Annotated in this window: 15 protein-coding genes and 1 tRNA gene; 9 read left to right on the forward strand and 7 right to left on the reverse strand. The window is 34.7% G+C overall.

Annotated features, from left to right (window positions below):
* Positions 1–270: 270 nt before the first annotated feature.
* Positions 271–2,619: a plasma-membrane proton-efflux P-type ATPase gene (locus tag AOG55_RS01965; RefSeq protein WP_048102021.1), complete on the forward strand. Its 2,349-nt coding sequence runs from the start codon at positions 271–273 to the stop codon at positions 2,617–2,619.
* 5 nt (positions 2,620–2,624) lie between these two features.
* Positions 2,625–3,128 (forward strand): DUF367 family protein, encoded by a 504-nt coding sequence (locus AOG55_RS01970; RefSeq protein ID WP_052656816.1) that lies wholly within the window; start codon positions 2,625–2,627, stop codon positions 3,126–3,128.
* Here AOG55_RS01970 and AOG55_RS01975 read toward each other — a convergent pair.
* The 4 genes from AOG55_RS01975 to AOG55_RS01990 form a co-directional block, all read right to left on the reverse strand.
* Positions 3,125–4,534 (reverse strand): hypothetical protein, encoded by a 1,410-nt coding sequence (locus tag AOG55_RS01975; RefSeq protein WP_055040828.1) that lies wholly within the window; start codon positions 4,532–4,534, stop codon positions 3,125–3,127. The two genes, AOG55_RS01970 and AOG55_RS01975, sit on opposite strands and share 4 nt — an antisense overlap.
* Positions 4,534–5,562, reverse strand: coding sequence for a DUF1611 domain-containing protein (locus AOG55_RS01980; RefSeq protein ID WP_055040829.1), 1,029 nt, complete (start codon positions 5,560–5,562; stop codon positions 4,534–4,536). Before AOG55_RS01980 ends, AOG55_RS01975 begins: the two co-directional genes overlap by 1 nt.
* A gap of 2 nt (positions 5,563–5,564) precedes the next feature.
* Positions 5,565–6,494 carry a pyridoxal-phosphate dependent enzyme gene (locus AOG55_RS01985; RefSeq protein ID WP_055040830.1) on the reverse strand — a complete coding sequence of 310 codons (930 nt, stop codon included), beginning with the start codon at positions 6,492–6,494 and terminating at the stop codon, positions 5,565–5,567.
* Positions 6,495–6,633: 139 nt separating this feature from the next.
* Positions 6,634–7,404 (reverse strand): D-aminoacyl-tRNA deacylase, encoded by a 771-nt coding sequence (locus AOG55_RS01990; protein WP_055040831.1) that lies wholly within the window; start codon positions 7,402–7,404, stop codon positions 6,634–6,636.
* A 140-nt stretch (positions 7,405–7,544) separates the two neighbouring features.
* On the opposite strand from AOG55_RS01990, the gene AOG55_RS01995 reads away from it, so the two are divergent.
* From AOG55_RS01995 to AOG55_RS02015, 5 genes are all read left to right on the forward strand, one after another.
* Positions 7,545–8,861: a hypothetical protein gene (locus AOG55_RS01995; RefSeq protein ID WP_055040832.1), complete on the forward strand. Its 1,317-nt coding sequence runs from the start codon at positions 7,545–7,547 to the stop codon at positions 8,859–8,861.
* Between the two features lie 61 nt (positions 8,862–8,922).
* A complete protein-coding gene (gene glyA / locus AOG55_RS02000; protein ID WP_048102025.1) occupies positions 8,923–10,224 on the forward strand; it encodes a serine hydroxymethyltransferase in 1,302 nt (433 codons plus the stop codon).
* A gap of 142 nt (positions 10,225–10,366) precedes the next feature.
* Positions 10,367–11,821, forward strand: a complete 1,455-nt coding sequence (locus AOG55_RS02005; RefSeq protein WP_231563437.1) for a cytochrome ubiquinol oxidase subunit I — start codon at positions 10,367–10,369, stop codon at positions 11,819–11,821.
* A 5-nt stretch (positions 11,822–11,826) separates the two neighbouring features.
* Positions 11,827–12,903 (forward strand): hypothetical protein, encoded by a 1,077-nt coding sequence (locus AOG55_RS02010; protein ID WP_048102027.1) that lies wholly within the window; start codon positions 11,827–11,829, stop codon positions 12,901–12,903.
* Between the two features lie 49 nt (positions 12,904–12,952).
* A tRNA-Pro gene (locus AOG55_RS02015) sits at positions 12,953–13,025 on the forward strand.
* A 165-nt stretch (positions 13,026–13,190) separates the two neighbouring features.
* Here AOG55_RS02015 and AOG55_RS02020 read toward each other — a convergent pair.
* On the reverse strand, positions 13,191–13,400 hold the full coding sequence (locus AOG55_RS02020) for a CDGSH iron-sulfur domain-containing protein (RefSeq protein WP_048102028.1): 210 nt from the start codon (positions 13,398–13,400) through the stop codon (positions 13,191–13,193).
* Positions 13,401–13,482: 82 nt separating this feature from the next.
* Between AOG55_RS02020 and AOG55_RS02025 the strand changes: the two genes are divergently transcribed.
* Positions 13,483–14,853 (forward strand): bifunctional ADP-dependent NAD(P)H-hydrate dehydratase/NAD(P)H-hydrate epimerase, encoded by a 1,371-nt coding sequence (locus AOG55_RS02025; RefSeq protein ID WP_048102029.1) that lies wholly within the window; start codon positions 13,483–13,485, stop codon positions 14,851–14,853.
* Between the two features lie 24 nt (positions 14,854–14,877).
* Positions 14,878–16,053, forward strand: coding sequence for an AMP-binding protein (locus AOG55_RS02030; protein WP_048102030.1), 1,176 nt, complete (start codon positions 14,878–14,880; stop codon positions 16,051–16,053).
* Here the strand turns inward: AOG55_RS02030 and AOG55_RS02035 are convergent.
* Entirely contained in the window at positions 16,025–16,522 is a 498-nt protein-coding gene (locus AOG55_RS02035; protein ID WP_048102031.1) for a hypothetical protein, read from the reverse strand. The two genes, AOG55_RS02030 and AOG55_RS02035, sit on opposite strands and share 29 nt — an antisense overlap.
* A 51-nt stretch (positions 16,523–16,573) precedes the next feature.
* Positions 16,574–16,930 (reverse strand): MarR family transcriptional regulator, encoded by a 357-nt coding sequence (locus AOG55_RS02040; protein WP_175266884.1) that lies wholly within the window; start codon positions 16,928–16,930, stop codon positions 16,574–16,576.
* Positions 16,931–16,949: the final 19 nt, after the last annotated feature.

A 16,949-nucleotide genomic window follows, 5' to 3' on the forward strand; every position in this document is an offset into this window, starting at 1 on the left:
ACGACGCTCTTCCGATCTAATGTTATTATTTCTGTAAATAATGATATTTTAAATATTAACTACTTTATTTTTTAGTGATTTGATGTTTTATAAAAACAATTAATGTTATTCAAAGATTTTAAGTATGCTTATTTATCAGCGAATATTAAGGATATACAGTTTTATTATATTTTCAGATATACTTTATTGTTATTAATGATAAAAGCTACATAATTTATTTAATTTCAGGTAAAAATTAAAACTTATATAGTGTGTAATAATTTGTTTTTATTGAAATCAAAATTTGAGGATATGCCTTTGGATAACGTTTATTCTTCGTTAAACTCATCAAAGGATGGTATAACTGAGAATGAGGCCACAAAAAGGATCTCCCTATATGGTTATAACGAGGTTAGTGAAAAAAAGGAGAGTAATATAATTAAATTTCTTAAAAAGTTCTGGAACCCGGTAGCCTGGATGCTTGAAATAACAGTAGTTATAACATTTATTTTAAAGAAATATGATGACATGTACATTATATTATTTCTATTAATTTTTAATTCAATAGTTGGTTACACGCAGGAATCCAGGGCAAATAATGCACTGGAATTATTAAAAAAGAAGCTTTCTGTTAAGGCCGTGGTTTTAAGGGACAGGTCATGGAAGGTGATAAACTCATCACTCCTGGTGCCTGGTGATGTTGTTCATATAAAGCTTGGTGATGTTGTTCCAGCCGATGCGAAAATAATAAATGGGAATATAGAGGTAGACCAGTCGGCATTAACAGGCGAATCGCTTGCAGTTGAAAGAAAGAACCCGGATCTTATCTATTCCAGTTCAATAGTAAGACGTGGAGAATGCGATGCGATAATTGTCGCAACAGGTGAAAATACATTTTTCGGAAAAACTGCACAGCTGGTCAGAACAGCCAAGGCCGCATCCCACATGGAAAATTTAATAATGAGAATAGTGAGATATCTAATAATAGTTGATGTTTCCCTTGTTATTATTCTTGCAGCATACTCAATACTTATAAATATAAGCCTCTCAGATGTTCTACCATTTATACTTGTAATTCTAATAGCCTCCGTGCCTGTGGCACTGCCAGCAACATTCACCATAGCCATGGCAATAGGTGCCCTTGAGGCATCCGAGACCGGAGCACTTGTAACAAGGTTGAATGCAATAGAGGATGCCGCATCTATGACAACATTATATATGGATAAAACTGGGACAATAACAAAGAATATACTTTCTGTTGCAGAGGTAATACCTGTAAACGATGATGAGAATAGTATATTATATTATGCTGCCATGGCATCAGAGGAAAGCAGTGATGATCCAATAGATTCAGCAGTGCTAAAGTATGCAAATGATAAAAACATAAAGGTTGATTTTTCACTTAGGGATGGCTTCACACCCTTTGACCCTTCCACAAAAATGACATCTAGTCATTTAACAAATGGCATAAATGTTGCAAAGGGGGCGCCACAGGAAATATGCAAACTTGCTGGTGTTGATTATTCCACCATAGAGGAAAAAGTTGATAAGGAGGCTGAAAGGGGATTTAGAATGCTCGGTGTTGCATCTGGCACGTCAGGTAAATACAGGCTCTCTGGATTGCTGGCCATCTATGACGCCCCCAGAGAGGATTCAAAGCAGCTTATATCTGAACTGTATTCAATGGGCATCACACCAAGAATGGTTACTGGTGATAATGGACCAATTGCGGTGGAAATAGCAAAGGAGGTGGGAATAAAAGGTGACCTCTGCAAGAATAGCACCATAAAATCTGAAAATGACATACTAAAATGTGGAATTGTTGCCGAGGTATTTCCTGAGGATAAATATAACATAGTAAAGCTTACACAAAAGGCTGGTGAAATAACCGGCATGACCGGTGATGGTGTAAATGATGCCCCGGCATTAAAACAGGCTGATGTTGGAATTGCGGTAAGCACTGCCACAGATGTTGCGAAGGCGTCAGCCAGCATAGTTCTTACGCATGAGGGGATAGAGGATATAGTAAAATCAGTGAAAATAGGAAGAAAAATATATCAGAGAATGCTAACATATACTCTTAATAAGATCATAAAAACAATGCAGGTTGTAATATTTTTAACATTATCGTTTTTTGTGATTAAATATTTTGTAACAACCCCATTCGATGTTATACTCCTTCTTTTTGCCAATGATTTTGTTACAATGTCACTTGCCACAGATAATGTGAGATACTCAATGCACCCAGAAAAATGGAACGTAAAATCACTTGTTTACAGTTCCATTAGTCTGGCATTTGCAGTAATACTTGAAGGTTTTATAGCACTTTATATAGGTACCTATTTTCATTTAACACACAGTGAGATGCATACATTTATATTTGATATGCTTGTTTTTTCCGGCCAGTTTACTGTATTTGCCATAAGGGAGAGGAAAAGGTTCTGGAATTCTATGCCATCAAAATACCTTTTAACAGCATCAATTGCTGATTTTCTGTTCATATCATTAATATCATACTATGGTATACTTGTAACAGCAATTCCTGCTGTTTTTATAGTATATGATATAATACTGGGATTTGCATTTTTATTCATTATGGATACTGTTAAAAATATGGTATTTAGAAGATTTGGGCTTTAAAAGTGATGATCTTGCAGAATAGAATATATTATGTATATTTAAAACAGGATGACCCAAAAAAATCCACAATGAAAAAACTGGAGCATTATGGTCTTGCCATTAAAATACGGGCTAATATGATAGGAAAAAAGCTGGTTTTAACCCCGTATTCTGATACATATCTTTTAAATTCTGACTCTTTTATTTACACAAATTATGGCATTTGCCTTATAGATGGTTCATGGAATTTAATAGATACAATAAAAAATTTAAGGGTAAAAAACGCAAGAAGGCTTCCACTTCTCTTACCTGTAAATCCAGTTAATTATGGAAAGCCGGGAAAATTATCATCACTGGAGGCTCTTGCAGCCTCTCTTTATATCATGGGATATCCTGATGCCGCATTTGAGGTTCTGTCAAAGTACTCATGGGCACAGAATTTCATAATAATTAATATGGAACCGCTGGAGGAATATAAAAAATGCAAGAATAATGAGGAATGCAGGGATGCCGAAAAATTATTTTTTTAAGTTTTTACCCATGTGCCGTTTTTAAGAGTATATGTTCCATCAGAGTATTTATTAATTATATTTATTATATTATCCCTAAAGTTTTCAGGAACCAGCGAAAACATGGCTTTTTCATATGGAAGTATGTGAATCCCGTTGACATGGCCGTAATCATTTGGATTTCCATTAATAAAACCAAGTTTTGTTTCAGTATATTTAAGTTCATCAGGGTCAAGCCTCATTTTTGCCCTTAAAACCCTCCTCTCAAGCAATCTAATGTCATCGTCTGAATATAATATTTCCTTCGGATTCCCGCCATTAGCCTCGATAAAAAGTAAAATGCCAAGACATTTTGAGCATTTCCCACATGGATATATTAAACCATTTTTTTCATGGCATGAGTGACATGACCTCTGATTTAAGTATAAATCATGATACCGGCCTATCAGAATTTTTTCTTCAAGAGATCCGGTAATTGGGTAAACTATTGAATAAACTCTTGTATTTATTCCCTTATTTCTCAGGTATTCTGACATCATTTCATTAAAATATGAGGTCTGATCGAATATGCCATAATAGTATTCAATACCATGGAATTTCCCCATTTCTCGGGGGTCATCAAATTCATCACCCATGATGATGTTGCCAATTTTATATTTTAAGATCAGGGGTAATGTCAAAAATATATAAATTGGGAAAATAAAGACCTGTATTGGATAATCATCAGCCTTTATGTTGATCATATCCTGCCTTAGTATTTTAATATGCCTTAACATTTCATGGTAAAATCTATCAACGTTCGACCATGTTTTTATTACATTTTTAAAATTTTTTTCATAATAATCAAATGCTGTTTTTGCTGTTAACCAGTGGGCGCCTGATTCCTCAAAAAAGAATGCGTAATTTTTGCCATTAGCATTTATTTCATTAAAAATACCGTAACCAAGAAGGCTCTCCTTGCCACCAGAGGACATTATTAAAACATTATTTTGATCCATCTCATCATAAGATTTATCGTCTATTATTTGACTGGCAGTAACCTCAGTTATGCCGCATGCATTTTCCTCTGTAATATCATTATCCTTTGGTATATATTCTTCCTTAATGAAATCATATCTTCTGTTAATTATTTTATTAATGAAAACCTCCCTTGCGTTTATTACTACAAAATTTTTAATTAAATTTAGGTCTGTTTTTGACAATGGATAATTTAATACAAGCCTCCTTGAAAAATATGTAAAATTAATTACAGGCATTGTAACTATAAGACCGGCAATATTTTTATCAGCTGTAATATCCTCCTTAAATGTAAAAATTAGCTTAAAGTGATTATCATCATATTTTATATCACCAATAATTCTGCGTTTTTCAATGGATAAAACACTAACCTCGATGCTATTAAAAGAGATAATATTATCAATAAACATTACATATCAGCTATTACGTCTGCAATTCTTTCGAACTCCTCTAATGGATCAAAAACAGGTATTCCAAATTTTCTCTCAAGCCTCTGCTTTTCATCAGCTATTTCAGATTTTGTCATTTCCTCGGTGTTCAGTGCTATGGCAATAACCCGCCTGTCTGAAACAAGTTCCAGCACCTTTATATATTTTTCCAGCGGTGGTATTGTATATTCAGGAAAACCGTCATAAAATTTTCTTTTGGGGGCGTGCTGCAGTATAATTGCATCTGGCCTTAAAGCGCCTATAATTTCGAAGCCACCGGGATATGCAGGATGAAGTATAGATCCCTGACCCTCCAGAAACATGTATTCTGGTTTTTCCTCAGTCCATGCCTTGTATGCTATATACTCAAGTGAACCGGCAACAAAATCATTTATTATTGAATCCATAACAACAGTATAGGGAAATCCCTGCATCCATGATGTCTGGCCTGTGCCAATAAGCTCAGATTTTTTTCCATGCTTAATCATTGCATTATTTAAATATACTGCTGTTGTTCTTTTACCAATGGCGCTATCTGTGCCAAGGACTGCTATTTTTTTTGATTTAACCTCATCTATTTTCCCTGTAAATGAGTATTCATATTTGTTAAATATCTTTCTTACATCTGTTATATAGACTCCATGCTTTAGTGCAAGCTCCGAGAATTCTGGGTCATCACTTATATACTGATGCAAACCGCTTACAATATTCATGCCAGATTCAATTGCCTCCCTTATATATGGTCTGTATTCCAGTGGAAGGTATCCTCCATCTGTTGCAACACCAACTATTAATGTTTCAGACCCGAGTGCCCTTGCCTCGGCAATTGATGATATTACCTTGATGTTGTTTGGTTTACCCATTAAAACGTAACCAGCATCCATGCCGTAATACCTTGAATCTATTACTGATGTGATCTGGTACCTCTTTGTAAACCTTACAAGACCATTTGCTGTTTTACCGTAAGTGGTGGCAAAATAACCCTCCGATAATACCGATGCCTTTTCCATTTTTAATTCCTCCCCGTAAGAAGTATAACACATGTTTCGTCCCTAACAACCCTTAGAGCCCCTGATACGGCAGAGCATGAGGCGGGAAGCACGGATAAACCATCGAGTCTTTCAAGCTCTTTTGATATATATAACATCTCCTCATCTGTTGAATAAAGGGCCCGGCCATGTGTTTCATATAAAACATTAAGGGCCTTCTGACCATCATATGACCTGTAGGCAACAAGGGGTTCATTTATCTTTGTTTCCTGAATATTATCTGGATTTAATTCCCTTATTTTTTTATAACCCCTTAAAAATGAATATATGATTGGGTTGCCATTGATTGTGCTATTGGCTATAAATGATGGAATTTTTTCTCCTGTTTTCATTGATATTCTCTTAAAACCAAGGTAGACACCGTACATTGTTGTTCCATTGCCAACAGGCACTGAAACGTATTCCGGCATTCTTCCAAGCTCATTATATATCTCCTCAGAGATTGTGGAATATGAATAATAATCAAGCTTTGAGTTGGCTGAACCGGGGCTTGCATCATACCATCCATTTGAGGCCGATAGCTCCCTTATATAATCCACCATTTCCTCATATTTCACAGGCTTTTCAATTATTTCTCCACCATAGTATGATATTTCATCCCTTCTGGCGCTAATATAATCTGAGGGTATTCCTATAACGGAGTGAAGGCCGTATTTTCTTGCATAATATGCTATGGATGCGCCATAATTACCACATGTTGCAACAGATATTGTATCATATCCATGTGCAATTGCATTTTTTACATGGTTTTCGGAAATACGATCCTTCTGTGTACCTGTGGGATTATAACCCTCATATTTAAAATAAATATTCTCCCTTTTTAAAAAATTACCAAGATCAGAGTCTTTTATTAATGGCCTACCTGGAGGCTTTTCCTCCATATCTATTTCCATTTTTTTCACTTGTTAAACAATTTAATAATTTATAATATATAAATTTTTACCATTTAAATATAATTTCAGCCCCTGCATTTATAATATAAGGTTAAAAATAATAGTTTTTAATAATTCAAATACCAATTATTTTTAAAAATTAATCCCTTATTATTTCAAGGGAATATCTGTCTGCAACATCCTCAATCATTGATTTTACCCTTGCCTTTGTACCATGCGAATCCATTAGAAAACCAGAGCATAACGGTGTTTTAATTACTGCGTTTTCAATTTCTTCTAAACTAACAGTATCGTGAACATACTTTGGTATTATATGGCCGATGTTTATATCATTTTTAAAAAAATATTCACTTATCTTTGGTGCGTAGTGACCACCACCAACACCAACGAAATTCTTATATTTTTTAATTTCCGGATTTATTATGGAACTTACCATTATTTCCTGTATGTTTTCCCGTGACCATTCTGATTCTGTTGTTCCTATTTCAATAAAGAATGATGGCTTTTCAAGATATGGCCCATGATGTGTTGCCTCAAAGGTTACCTCAAAATGATTATCATTATAGTTATTTTTAATATACCTCAGGCTGGCACTCATGTATTCGGGATCAGACATTACTATAATGTTGCTTTTTCCACCAAGCGCTGCCTCTCTAAAATTTCCAATTGGGTGAACTGTTAATGATTTAACCCCAGCGCTGGATGAATGTTTAGATAGAAATATGACAGTACTAACATTGTCATGTATCGTTAAATTAGAGTAAATATGGAGTTCTTTAATAAACATTAATGTATAATCACCATACTTATATTCTGATTCACCAGTTCTTTCAAAAGGAAAAATCTCAAGCAATTTTTTAGCCATGGCAGTGCTTGCCCCGTCCTGTTCAGATGCAATTATTAAGATCATTTGAATGGTAATTACCTCAAATTATAAGTTATTTTGTAAGTTTTGAGAAATATTGTATAATTATAAATATATTTTAATTAATAATTTAGTGAAATAAGCATATAATAAACCTTTAATAGGTAATTTAGTTATTTAAACTTATGAAGATTAAGATAATAATAGCCACAATACTTGTAGCGTTTATGCTTTTAGGTGTTATGTCCGCCCTGCCTGCCGTTCAGGGAAATGTTAACAGCATGTCCCCTTCCAGCGGGATGGGAGCCGGAATGGGATTTTCTGGAACGATAACTAACCATTTCCATAGCAGGGGGAATTATGGTGCAAAGCTTAATTATAATTATAAAAACAATACAGTATACGGGCAGTATTTAAAATTGAATTATAAAAATGGATATTTCTCAAATATAACATACAATCCAACAGGAACCATGATAATTAGCAACATGTATGCAAATTCTTCACTTACCTCAAGCCCCATTACTAATCCCTTATTTAAGTCGGGCTCCTCAGGTTATAGTTCTATAAACACCCTTGGCAGTCTTATGATTTATTACAATTATTCAACTTTTATAGTAATGCACAACAATCCTGCACTGGAGGGCAATATAATGATTCATGATACGTATTTTCATATAAATGCCCCGTCGGGTGCTAAAATTTACAATACTACAAACAATATGCAGGTCAGTGCGTCGGCAAATGCCTCTTTAAATGCACAGGCCAATAGCACGGTATTTGGAAACGCTTCAATGTCTGTCAATGTTATGGCCAACTTTAATCATGTAATAAATGCGGGAAAAAATATGATAATAATAGACAATAATGGAACAGTTGCATTCATATTTGTACATAATGGAAAATTCGTAATTAAAGGTCAGAATATAACCATAATGCCAGTAAATGGCGTGGCATTTATTAACATTGTTATTCCACCCGGAATGCAGAAGGTACCGGTAAATACAACATTAACCAGTGCAATTTTAAAGGGTAAAATAGCGTCTGAAATAGCCCTGGAAAGGGTTAATGGCACACTGGAAAACAACACAGTGAACTATAACTCGTCAATAAACTTTAAATTTGACAAAAATACGACAAGCAACGCTGTTTTTGATGTTAACTCAACAGTAAACCATTCAACAATTGTGGCCATATTTATTAGTAACAGTGTGTTAAAGGACAACGGGCATGCCTATGTTAAATTTGATGGCAGCGTTGCAAAGGAGGTAAATGTATCAACCCTGCTAAATGAAACAAGCACAACAACGCCCTATTATTCATATGTTAATACAAGTTCGGGAATGTTCATTATGCTTTATGTACCACATTTTTCAAACCATGTGATTGAGGTCTCAAATGTGCCATTTACCAGTTATACAATGTACTACATAATAATAGGTGTGATAGTTATAATTGCAATAATCGGCTCTGTGATATATATTGAGAGAAGAAAAAAATAAAATAAATTTATTTTTTATATAAAACTAAAATTAGATATACTTTTTAATGTTGTCTATTTTAATGGTAAACAGAGAGGATGAATTTTTAGAGGATGCCTTGTATATTAGACAGCTTGCCCAGAAACATAACAAATTTTTTGAGGAGAGTATTCCTCTTATTGCTTCTGAAAATATAATGAGCCCAATGGCCATGGAGATGCTTTTAACTGATTTCGGCTTTAGATATGCAGAGGGATTGCCACATAAGAGGTACTATCAGGGAAATTATTATGTTGACCAGCTTGAGGATAGGGTAATGGATCTCGGCAGGGAATTATTTAAATCCAAATATGTTGACCCCAGGCCATTATCTGGAACAAATTCCAACATGGCTGTGCTATATGCATTTACAAAACCTGGAGATCTAATCGCCACGCCATCACTTTCTGGAGGGGGACACATAAGCTCTGCCTCATTTGGTGCTGTTGGTTTTAGGGGACTTAAAACAGTAAATTATCCCTTTGATATAGATGAAATGAATATAGATGTGGATGGCACAATAAAACTTTTGAAGCAGAATAAGCCAAAGGTATGCTGGTTTGGTCAGTCTGTATTCCTCTTTCCTACCCCGTTAAAGGAATTAAATGATGTTTTTAATGAAATTGGCGCAACCGTGGTTTATGATGGTGCACATGTCCTTGGATTAATAGCAGGAAAGCAGTTTCAGGATCCATTAAGGGAGGGGGCCGAGATTATAACAGGAAGCACGCATAAAACACTGCCTGGACCGCAGCATGGCATAATTATTGGTGAAACCAGTGAGGATAAATGGAAGAAGGTACAGCGTGGCGTCTTTCCTGGAACATTAAGCAATCATCACATCAATGCAATGGCTGCCCTTGGCATAACCCTTGCGGAACATTTACAATTTGGTGAGGACTATGCAAAACAGATAATTAAAAATGCCCAGCTTCTTGGAGAGGAACTAAATAAATATGGTTTTAAGGTTCTTGGTGAAAAAAATGGATTTACAAAATCCCACACGCTCGCTGTGGATGTATCTGCACAGGGTGGTGGAAAGTATGTTGCTGAAACCCTTGAAAAGGCAGGCATAATACTTAATAAGAACCTATTACCCTATGATGATAATAAAAAATCACAGAATCCAAGCGGAATAAGAATAGGCACCCAGGAAATAACCAGAATAGGATTCAAGGAGGATGATGTAAAACATCTTGCTGAACTAATCAATGATATAATCATGAAAAATAAAAATATTGAAAAAATGAAATCTGAGGTCGCTGAATTCAAGTCAAAATTCACGGAAATACAGTATTGCTTTGGAAAATTTAGACCTTATCAGTACATAAATATATACAAATAAATTTCTTAATTTATGAATTTATAATCATAAATTGATATATTATATATATTATGACGATTTAGGTAAAAAATAAGTTTAAATATGATTTTGTTATATAATACCGATTAATATGATAATTTCTTATCCGAATTGGGATGCTGCTATGTTTGCGTATACAATTTCAGCCCATATACTGCTTGTATCATTGAGTATGGGCCTTGCCATAACAGTTACCATAGCCGAATTCCTTGCGCTAAGAAAAAAGGACAAGTATTACGATACACTTGCATATAAATTATCAAAGGCACTGGTGATATTCTTTGCAGTAGGTACTGCTTCCGGTACGGTTATGGCCATGGAACTGTTCCTGTTCTGGCCAACCTTCATGAGGCTTGTTGGCGAGGTTTCTATGGGGCCATTTTATGTTGAGGTATTCTCGTTCCTTCTTGAGGCCATTGCACTGCCAATGTACGTTTATTTCTGGAAGGACTTTAAAAACAGATGGGAGCACTGGGGGTTATCGCTGGCAGTTACAATAGGAACCTATCTTTCAGCGTTTACGGTCACAGAAATAAATGCGTGGATGAATACACCCAATGGGTTTAACATATCTGAGTATCTTGCATCAGGTGGCAAGGTAATTACTGGAGTTAACCCATTTCAGCCATTCTTAACAGTATCAACGGCAGCAGAGGAGCTTCACATGTCAGGTGCAGTATACTATGCAGGAATTGCAATGATCTTTGGATATCTTGTTTATAAATACATGAAAACCACAAATGCATCTGAGAAAATGATATACAGAAGGGGAATAAATATAACAGCAGTATTTATGATACTTGATATAATATATCTTGGTATAACCGGATCTAATGAGCTTTCAACACTGCTTGTCATAGAGCCAATTAAGTATGCAGCACTTGAGCAGGATCTGGTTCCCACAACGTATGGGGCGCCTGAACATATATTTGGTATACTTATAAACCACCATCCTGCATATTATGTTAACCTCCCGCTTGCCCAGTCACTTCTTGCTTATCCATTTACCTTTGGTCACGGATACATTCCGGGACTTATAAACCTAACAACCTATCATGGTGTAACCGATTATGCTGTATGGCCACCATCATTCGTCCATGATACACTTGACCTTATGGTTGGCTTTGGAGTATTAATGGGCTTCTTCTGGTTATATGTCGTTGTTCAGTATTTCAGGAAGAAGGATCCATTAAGCCAGAAGCACACATTAATTGGAGGCCTTGTGGTTGCTGTAATGGGAGTGTTTACAATGGAGGATGGATGGTACACAGCAGAGGTTGGCAGGGTTCCATTTATTATTAAATCACCAACACCGGGTGGAATACTTGTTAACGGCCATATGTATTATGGTGTAATGACCATTGCACAGGCTGCATCAACATCACCCATAGTATTTCCTCTGGGTATTGCAATAATAGCGTTTTACATAATAATATTCCCGATAACCTTTTACTACGCCGCAAAGGTAATGAAACTCTCAAATGTTGAGGAGGATCTAAAGCTCGGAGAGGGGGACATAATAAAGGAAGAGGAAAGGAAGAACAAAGGGTCTACCGGCACCAAGGCTGGAATGAGGTGATTAAAATGGATTACTTATTTTCTATACATTTTGATGTTTTATTTCTTATTGTTGCGGTTGCTTCCATGGTAACAATGTTTGGAACAGAATTGATGGCTGTTGTTCCTGTAATAACCGGTTTAAAGAATGACAAGGTAAGATTAAATGTGCTTTCATACATTGTCCCGGTTTGGGAGGTTGTTGGTACATTCTTTGTGCTTTGGCTTGTTGACATGGAAAATGTTATACCTGTTTTAATGCCGGCCATGGCGTATTCATTATTCCCGTTATTCGCAATATTTATCTTCTTCCTCGTTGCGAGAAATGCTTTTATTATATATGCCGAGTTCATGTGGCATGGCAATAAATACTTCGATGAGAGAAAGCTATACATAATATACGGCGTTGCGACCTTCATAATGGGACTCATGGCATTTTCGATTCTTGCAGCAATCACAAGTGGATATGGAATGTACCTTTATGGATACGGAAAATATTCAAGCATTGGTTACTCAAACAGCTATACCAATTTTGTGAAATTATATTCACATGCAGATGTAATTGGATTTATAATCGGTGGACTAATACTTGCCAATGGAATAAGCAGGGTATTTTACAGACTTTCCGATATAAACAAACCCTTTGAAAGGGTTTTACCATTAATACTTGTCATAGTTGGTCTTGCAATATTTATGCCGTCCTATTATTTCCTGTCACTAAAGGATTACATGGTAAACTCAGATTTCATAATAATACCCATAATTCTTGCATTAATAATACCAATTCTTTATATGTTTAAGTCAACAACATATCTGGCCTCCTATAAACCTTTTGTAATTCTTTTAAGCATAATATCTGTTGCCTTCCTGGAACTCAGGGTTTATCCATATGTATTTGGATACTCCAATAATCCGGCATTCATTCCTGATGTATTAACAGACTCTGCAATGCAGTACCTTGCTTTAATTATATCCGTGGTGGGCGGTACATGGCTGGTATTAATGATGATATACTACGGATATGTATCAAATCACAGAATGGCAAAAATCATACCACCAAGGGAGACACAGAGAGATAAAACAGCAAACACAACAAAAAACTAAATTTTTAGTAATATAAATTATTATATACCTTTTTTAAATTATGTTCTTAGGGGCTGTGGGGTAGCTTGGTATCCTACGGGCTTTGGGAGCCTGAGACTCCGATTCAAATTCGGACAGCCCCATTTCCGCAATGATGAAAATTACCATTAAATGATTTATGATTAATGACGGGCAAGCTGAGCGGTTTTATAATAATTTTTATGGCAGGTATCTTGTTAAGTTTATTAAGAATAATTAAATATAAAACTATTAACATTGATTAAATAATGATTAAAAATTAAATTAATTTAGGGATTATCATAAAATGAGTTTACCTCAACACGATTGCCGTTTTTGTCGTATAAGAATATTCCCTGTCCCTCATCCACTGTTTTCATGTGGTGACCATCGCAGTATGGTTTGTTGTCTGATAAGCCGCATCCGCATATATGCACCTCCTTGTCGCCAACCTTAACAACATATGGCCTGTTTCTTTCATGCAGTACTATTCTTGACATAATTATAATATCAAAATCTATTATTAAAACATATTGTTTAAATCCGCGGTTAATATTAAGTACTCAAAAATAATTATTTTATATGGATTATATTGAGGCAAAAAGGGATGATTTAAATTACTCAAAAACCTACGGCGATACATACAATTTAATGATAAATGCAGGAAGGGCGGTGGCAAAATTCGTTTCATCAAAATTTAAACAGCATTCAAAGGTCTTAATTGTATGTGGAACAGGAAACAATGCGGGTGATGGTATTATGGCATCCAGTTTTTTAAACTGTATGGACGTTAAAATTCAGTTTATTAAAGAACCATTTGATCTTAAAACATATGAGGCAAGGAGGGCATTTAATGAGAATAATCAAAAATATTTTACCATAGAGGATCTGGATAAAAATATACAGGAATCTGAAATAATAATAGATGCAATTTTTGGTATAGGCATTAATGGCTCACCAAGGGAGCCATACAGTTCTGTAATATCCAAAATTAATTCAAGTGGTAAGATAATTGTATCGGTTGATGTGCCGTCAGGTTTCCCATATCCCGGATCTGTAAAGCCAGATTACACAGTTACATTTACAGGTATTAAGGATGGCATGACCAGTGAAACGTGTGGAGAAATAATTGTATCAGATATAGGCATTCCTGAAAACATAATTAAGTACTCTGGCCGTGGTGATTTATTATACATTCCAAAACCATTACAGGATTCACATAAGGGTATGAATGGCCGGGTAGCATTAATATCAGGATTCACATATTCAGGTTCAGCCATTATAGCGGCCAGGGCAGCATATAACACCGGGGTGGATCTGGTCAGGGTTTATACATCACAGAATAATTACAATATAATTTCTTCCTATTCGGCAGGTTTAATTGTAAGAACATTTAATGATCTTGATAATGATGACATTAATCAGAACGATGCCATACTAATTGGTCCTGGCCTTGGTTTAAACCCGGGATACAGGGATATCCTTATAAATATTATTAAAAAATATAATGGAATAATAATAGCAGATGCAGATGCATTAAAACTTTTAAGCCCAGGGCATCTTGAGGGTAAAAAATGTGCAGTTACACCACATGCTGGAGAATTCAAAATGTTTTATGGGGTTGATGCAACAGAGGAGAATGCAGTTAAAATGTCAAAGAAATATGGTATCATTACTGTATTAAAGGGCAAGGTGGATATAATTACAGATGGGGATAACATATTTTATACATCTGGTGGAAATGCAAGGATGACAATGGGTGGAACCGGCGATATGCTGGCAGGACTAATAGCCGGTATGGCTGCAAAGCATATTAATCTGATAAGGGCATGCATGATTGGCACTTATATAAATAAGGAGGCTGCAAGAATATGCTATGATGATCTGGGCTATTATTATTCAATAGATGACATGATTAATAAAATACCCTATGTTATAAATAATAAGATTTAAAAGTGGATTATACATATATTTTTAATGTTAAATTTCCTGAAGGGGCCCTTAAAGGTACCAGAAATATCTATATGCGAGCTTTTTGAAAGAAATGCAGGTGTAAATAAAAGCCAGCCCTTTATGATATTTAGGGGAAAATTCATAACATACTTCAAATTTAGCAAATACATAAATTCAATGGCCTATGAGTTAAAAGCTCACGGCGCATATCAAAATATAGTGGCAGTTGCAATAGAAAATCCACCAGAATTCCTGATATCTGTACTTGCTGCCATGAAGGCTGGTAATTCGGTTATGATATTTAATGAGGATAATTTAAACAACGAGGAATTGTTTTACTCCACTGTTAACAAAATGAACATAAAAACAGTTATTATTTGCAGTAAATATATAAAAAAAATAAAAATTCATGATGATTTAACATATATAGTTTCAGATGCAGGTTATTTTCTAACAACCGGAAAATCCCTTATAAATTCTTTAAAATCAAGAAATAGAATAAAATATGTTAAAAATATACTAAGCCTTGGGGATTTTATATATTCTGATAATTCCATTAATGAATACGCCAATAATCCTAATGTAAAGGTTATTTTTACGGATGGTGAGAATATATTCGCATTCGATGATAATGACATAACCTCTGAAACAATAATAATCAACTACTGGATGCCAAAGATAGACAGGAGGCCATATTTTTACTCTACAATGCCGGTTAACACACCGCTTGGATTTTTATATGGAATTATGATTCCATTATCATTTTCTGGCACCTCCCTATATGGAGATTTAAAATTATTAAAAAAAATTGATGTGGATTTCTTAATATTAGATGGTATAGATCCCATAAATAACATGGGCATGGCATCCTATTTAGATGATATTAGATATTTTATTTCCCCAAATTACGATGAAAAACTGTATGAAAAAATATTAAAGGAATTTAAAAAGGGGTTAATATCAGGTTATTCAAGTAATTTATTGCTAACCACGCATTTAAATCCCTTTACTGACATAAGGCCAGGTTCCATGGGAATGATTTTAAACAACATTAATTATAAAATTGATGATGACCATATAATGTACATAAATTCTCCAATGGCAGCAGGTATATTTAACGGCAAGGAATTTATTAAACATGAATGGTACAGTACTTATAGGATGGTAAAAATTATTGATGATTACTTTTATCCGCTATAAATTTTTTATTAAAAATAAAGAGAAGCCTGCCAAATAAAAGCGCTGTGAAAAAATTTGCTACAGCATAGGCAATATAATAGTATAATGCTATTATTATACCCGTTCCCAGTTCATATGCAGGCACTATCAGAAATACAAAAAACCACAGAATTAAGACCAGAAAATTTGTTTTTGAAATCATATCCTTACCGGGCACATGTTTATAATACTTAAGTAGCAGTATGGAAAAAATTATACCAAAAACTATCCCTATAATAAATAATGATCTTATTTGACCATCTATCAATTCAGTAAGGAATATTGAATAGTATGCAGGTTTAATTCCAAAGGCATCCACGATTTCATCTATAAATACTATTATAATTGCAAAATTAACTATTGAACTTATAATAAAATAGATAAAACCTGATATAAGGCCGTTTTTAATTCCTGATGTTACACTCCCCATAAAAACAGATGGCAAATACACACATAACGTTTTCCAAATTCAATATAAAAATATTTAAATTTAAAATTTTATTTATTTCTGAAAGGTTTTTAACTGGTTTATTGTATTGTTTATTTCCTCTATTTTCTTTTCACGGTCGTTGATTATCTCTTCCAGTATTTCATTGAAATCCTTGGAAAGTTTGTAACCATGTATTGGTCTTCCCTTGCCCTCCTTTTTCATATTCCTTTTTACTATCCAGCCCTTTCTCCTGAGCCACTGCATGGCTATGGAAACCTCAGGCTGCCTTAAACCGGTTTCCCGTTCTATTTCCACTGATGTTATCTCGCCCTTATCCTTTATATATACCAGTGTGTATGCGACGCTTCTTGGTATGTCAGATACCATAAGATATTTGGCTAGCTTATTAACCTCTTCTGAAAGTGCCATAATAATCGGTTATTAATAA

It is taken from the genome of Acidiplasma cupricumulans, from assembly GCF_001402935.1.
GTDB classification, from domain to species: domain Archaea; phylum Thermoplasmatota; class Thermoplasmata; order Thermoplasmatales; family Thermoplasmataceae; genus Acidiplasma; species Acidiplasma aeolicum.

Excerpts from the sequence above, each read along its gene's own strand:
- AOG55_RS01970 (WP_052656816.1), top strand. The coding sequence starts at position 2,625 with ATGATCTTGCAGAATAGAATATATTATGTATATTTAAAACAGGATGAC.
- AOG55_RS01975 (WP_055040828.1), bottom strand. The coding sequence starts at position 4,534 with ATGTTTATTGATAATATTATCTCTTTTAATAGCATCGAGGTTAGTGTT.
- AOG55_RS01980 (WP_055040829.1), bottom strand. The coding sequence starts at position 5,562 with ATGGAAAAGGCATCGGTATTATCGGAGGGTTATTTTGCCACCACTTAC.
- AOG55_RS01985 (WP_055040830.1), bottom strand. The coding sequence starts at position 6,494 with ATGGAAATAGATATGGAGGAAAAGCCTCCAGGTAGGCCATTAATAAAA.
- AOG55_RS01990 (WP_055040831.1), bottom strand. The coding sequence starts at position 7,404 with ATGATCTTAATAATTGCATCTGAACAGGACGGGGCAAGCACTGCCATG.
- AOG55_RS01995 (WP_055040832.1), top strand. The coding sequence starts at position 7,545 with ATGAAGATTAAGATAATAATAGCCACAATACTTGTAGCGTTTATGCTT.
- glyA (WP_048102025.1), top strand. The coding sequence starts at position 8,923 with ATGGTAAACAGAGAGGATGAATTTTTAGAGGATGCCTTGTATATTAGA.
- AOG55_RS02005 (WP_231563437.1), top strand. The coding sequence starts at position 10,367 with ATGTTTGCGTATACAATTTCAGCCCATATACTGCTTGTATCATTGAGT.
- AOG55_RS02010 (WP_048102027.1), top strand. The coding sequence starts at position 11,827 with ATGGATTACTTATTTTCTATACATTTTGATGTTTTATTTCTTATTGTT.
- AOG55_RS02020 (WP_048102028.1), bottom strand. The coding sequence starts at position 13,400 with ATGTCAAGAATAGTACTGCATGAAAGAAACAGGCCATATGTTGTTAAG.
- AOG55_RS02025 (WP_048102029.1), top strand. The coding sequence starts at position 13,483 with ATGGATTATATTGAGGCAAAAAGGGATGATTTAAATTACTCAAAAACC.
- AOG55_RS02030 (WP_048102030.1), top strand. The coding sequence starts at position 14,878 with ATGTTAAATTTCCTGAAGGGGCCCTTAAAGGTACCAGAAATATCTATA.
- AOG55_RS02040 (WP_175266884.1), bottom strand. The coding sequence starts at position 16,930 with ATGGCACTTTCAGAAGAGGTTAATAAGCTAGCCAAATATCTTATGGTA.